The organism is Hamadaea sp. NPDC051192 (genome assembly GCF_040682475.1).
Classification (GTDB): Bacteria; Actinomycetota; Actinomycetes; order Mycobacteriales; family Micromonosporaceae; genus Hamadaea; species Hamadaea flava.
On sequence record NZ_JBFBAZ010000272.1, the window covers coordinates 1 to 3,635 of the forward strand.

At 71.4% G+C, this 3,635-nt stretch carries 3 protein-coding genes; all 3 read right to left on the reverse strand.

The genetic code is table 11. From position 1 onward, the window contains the following. Positions 1-54: 54 nt before the first annotated feature. Positions 55-1,491, reverse strand: a complete 1,437-nt coding sequence (locus AB0M47_RS42380; RefSeq protein WP_363424616.1) for an aspartate aminotransferase family protein — start codon at positions 1,489-1,491, stop codon at positions 55-57. Positions 1,492-1,493: 2 nt separating this feature from the next. Further along, positions 1,494-2,795, reverse strand: a complete 1,302-nt coding sequence (locus AB0M47_RS42385; RefSeq protein ID WP_363424617.1) for an MFS transporter — start codon at positions 2,793-2,795, stop codon at positions 1,494-1,496. A gap of 74 nt (positions 2,796-2,869) precedes the next feature. Beyond that, positions 2,870-3,448 carry a helix-turn-helix domain-containing protein gene (locus AB0M47_RS42390; protein WP_363424619.1) on the reverse strand — a complete coding sequence of 193 codons (579 nt, stop codon included), beginning with the start codon at positions 3,446-3,448 and terminating at the stop codon, positions 2,870-2,872. Between the last annotated feature and the right edge of the window lie 187 nt (positions 3,449-3,635).

Below are 3,635 nucleotides of genomic sequence, written 5' to 3' on the forward strand. Positions count from 1 at the left end.
CCCGCGACGCAGCCGACCCCCGCCGGTCTTGCCCAGCGTCACCGTGCACAGCAGCTAGAGGGCGGGGCTGTAGAGCGCCGAGAGGAACCGCGTCAGCAACGCCTCGCGCGCGGCGGGCGGCAGCCCGTCGAGCACCCCGTTGACGGCGGCCATCCGGGGCGTGCCCTCGGCGAAGGAGACCCCCACGGCCGGCAGCAACGACGCGAACGTGGCGTCGTCCAGCGCGGCGAAGTCCAGTCCGCCGATCATCTCCGCGAGTCCGGCCGTCGGCGCCGGCCCGATCGCGCGCGCCGCTTCCACCGCGATCGCGAGCGTCGCCAGCAACGCGTCGACGCCTTCCGCGCTGACTCCGGTCAGGGTCAGGTGGAGGCTGGCGGGCATCCCGGCGTAGCTGAGCTGGGGTTGCAGGAAGAAGCCCCGGGCTCGGGCCTCGTCGGCGATCGTGAACAGGTCCAGGCCGGGATCGTCGTCCACGGTGAACGCCACCAGGGTCGCGTCCGGCGAGCCGAGCACCGTCAAGCCCGGAATGTCCGCGATGCCGCGGACAACCTGGCGAGTGGCCGCCAAGGCCGACGCGCCGAGCTGCCGGTAGCCGGAGGTGCCCAGGGCCTGCAGGGTCGCCCAGGCACCGGCCAGCGGACCGGTGCCCTTGCTGCTCTGGATCGTCGAGTTGATCACGGTGTAGCCGGGCCACTCCGCGCACGCGAAGTACGCCGCCAGCCGCAGCTCCGAGTCGCGGAACAACAGGACCGAGGCGCCCTTGGGGGCGTACCCGAACTTGTGGAGGTCGACCGACAGCGAGGTCACGCCGGGAACGCTGAGGTCGAACGGCGGGACGTCGGCTCCGGCGTCGGCCAGCCAGGGCAGCAGCCAGCCGCCGACACACGCGTCGACGTGGCACGCGATCCCGCGCTCCTGTGCGATGGCGGCGATCTCGGTGACGGGATCGATCACCCCGTGCGCGTAGGACGGTGCGGACGCGACCACGAGGACGGTGTTCTCCGTGATCGCGTCGGCCGTCGCCGCCGCGTCAGCCCGGAAGGAGGACGGCCAGACCGGGACCTGCTTTACGCGTACCCCTAGGTAGTGACCGGCTTTGTGGAAGGCCGCGTGGACCGTGGTCGGGACCACGATCTCCGGCTCGGCCACGTCGGGACGCGAGTCGCGCGCGGCCTTGACCGCCAGGATGATCGACTCCGTGCCGCCGCTCGTGAAGATCCCGGGGGTGGCGGCGTCGCCGCCGAGCCGGCTCGCGACCGCCGCGACCACCTCGCGCTCGAGCCGCACGATGCTGGGGAATGCGGTCGGGTCGAGCCCGTTGACCTCCAGCATCTCCAGGTACGCCGCCTGCGCGGCCGCGCGGACCTCGGGACGGCCGCTGTCATAGACGTACGCCGTCGTGCGGCCGCCTTGGGTGGGCAGGTCGGCAGCGCGCAGCTCCCGCAGTTCGTCCAGCAGCTCGGCCGAGGACCGGCCGTGTTCAGGCAACATGTTCAATTTCCCGTGGTGCGGGCGCGCCCGTAGGCACGCAGGATGGGCAGCGACGCCAGCATGAGCAGCGCCGGTACAACGGTGAACCCCAGCAGCAGAGCCGTTCTCGCCGAGCCGGGCTGGGTGACCGGCGCGTCGAAGGTGGAGGACAGGAAGCCGCCCGCCGCGAGCATCACGGCGTAGAGGCCGGGGCCGACGGCGAGTCCGGCCGTCTCCCCCGCGGTCCAGGCTCCGGTGAACGCACCGGCCTGAACCTGCCCCGTACGCGCCGCGTCGGCGACGATGGCGTCCGGCATCATCGCCAGCGGCAGCACCTGCAACGCCGCGTAGCAGAGTCCGAGCACGGCGGCGGCGGACAGCACGCCGGCCGTGACGGACGCCCGGCCGAGCGGGTAGTTCAGCGCCGCCGCCACCGTGAAAACGACCGTGGCCACGGTGAAGCAGCGCAGTCGCCCGAACCGCCTGGCGAGCGCCGACCACACCGGTACGGCGAGCGCGCTCGGGCCGACGACGCAGACGAACAGGATCGAGGTGAGGCTGTAGTCGCCGAGCCAATACGTCGCCACGTACGGCACGGCGGCGAGCATGATCGCGATGCCGACAGCTTGTGTCACGAAGGCCGCCATGAGCAGGAAGAACGGCCGGTTCCCCCGAGCCGTCCGGAACGCCGCCACCAGGCCCAGCACCTCGCCGCCCGGCCGCGACCGCACCCACCGCGTCGACAGCGTCGCCGTCACGCAGGCCGCGAGGACGATCGCCCCGACGACCGCTCCCATCAGGGCGTACCCGGGACGGCCGCCGCCACCGAGGTCCACGACAGCGGGGGCGAGCCCACCGGCGATCAGAATGCCCAGGGTCAGGAAGACGATCCGCCAGGTCATCACGCGCAGCCGCGTATCGGGTTCGTCGGACATCTCGGCGGGCAACGCGACGTACGGCACCTGGAAGGCGGCGAACGCCACCGAGGCGCCGATGAACGCCAGCGTCACCCAGACCGCGCCGGCGTACCCGCTCGACGGGCTCAGGAACATCGTCGCGAACGCCACCGGCATCAGGAGCGCCCCGGTCAGCAACAGCTTCGTGCGGCGGGCGGTGCGTACCGCCTCCCGGTCGCTGGCCGCCCCGATGATCGGATTGAACAGCACGTCCAGCGCCTTCGGCGCGACCACCACGACCCCGGCCAGCGCCGCCGGCACCGCCAGCACATCGGTCAGGAAGAACAGCAGGAGCAGCCCCGGAACGGTCGAGAAGACCCCGGTGCCGATCGATCCCACGCCGTACCCGGCGAGCCGGCCCTTGTTCACGCCGCCATCCACTTCACTGACTTCACGGCGCCATCCACTTCACTGACTTCACGGCGCCATCCACTTCACTGACTTCACGGTGCCATCCACTTCGCTACGAGAGTGTCCAGATGCGCCCGGTAGCGGTCCACCGTGGCGAGATCGTGCACATGCCGCTTGCCGTCGGCGTCCAGCACGCCGGCCTGGACGAAGCCGTGGATGCTCCACATGACGGTCCAGAGTGTCATGTCGTCGTTGATTCCGATCGCGTCTCGAACCAGGTCGATCAGCGGCCAGGCGTACTCCTGCTCCAGGCCGGTCACGTCGGCGGCGTCCGCGAGCCACCGCCGCATCCACAGCGCGGGCACGTGCGGATTGGCCAGGCAGAAGTCCAGATAGCGCCGCACGAGCACCTGCACGCCCAGCACCGGGTCCCGCTCCGCGCGCAAGTCCCGGATCGCGCTGTCGAGCGCTTCGCGTTCCAGCTCGTACGCGTGCCGCATGACCTCGCGATACAGGTCCGCCTTGGCGCCCACGTGGTACGCCACGGTGGCGATGTTCAGTCCACTCGCCCGGCCGATCTCCCGCGTGCTGGTGCCGTCATAGCCGCGCTCGGCGAACAAGCGCGTCGCGGCCTCGAGTACGCGGTCCCGGCTGGCCTTCACCTCCGGCATCCCCGCAGGCTAGCGGCCCGCCCACCCCTCCGTCAATCGCTTGATGGAGCCTTCTCCCCTCCCTCCCCCACCCCCTCGCCGCGCCCCCACCCCCCCCACCCCCCTCGCCGCGCCCCCTCCCCCCCTCGCCGCGTTGATCATGGAGTTAACTGTGGTCTCGACGGCGTGTCGAGGGGGTAAACCCCAT

Excerpts from the sequence above, each read along its gene's own strand:
- AB0M47_RS42380 (WP_363424616.1), bottom strand. The coding sequence starts at position 1,491 with ATGTTGCCTGAACACGGCCGGTCCTCGGCCGAGCTGCTGGACGAACTG.
- AB0M47_RS42390 (WP_363424619.1), bottom strand. The coding sequence starts at position 3,448 with ATGCCGGAGGTGAAGGCCAGCCGGGACCGCGTACTCGAGGCCGCGACG.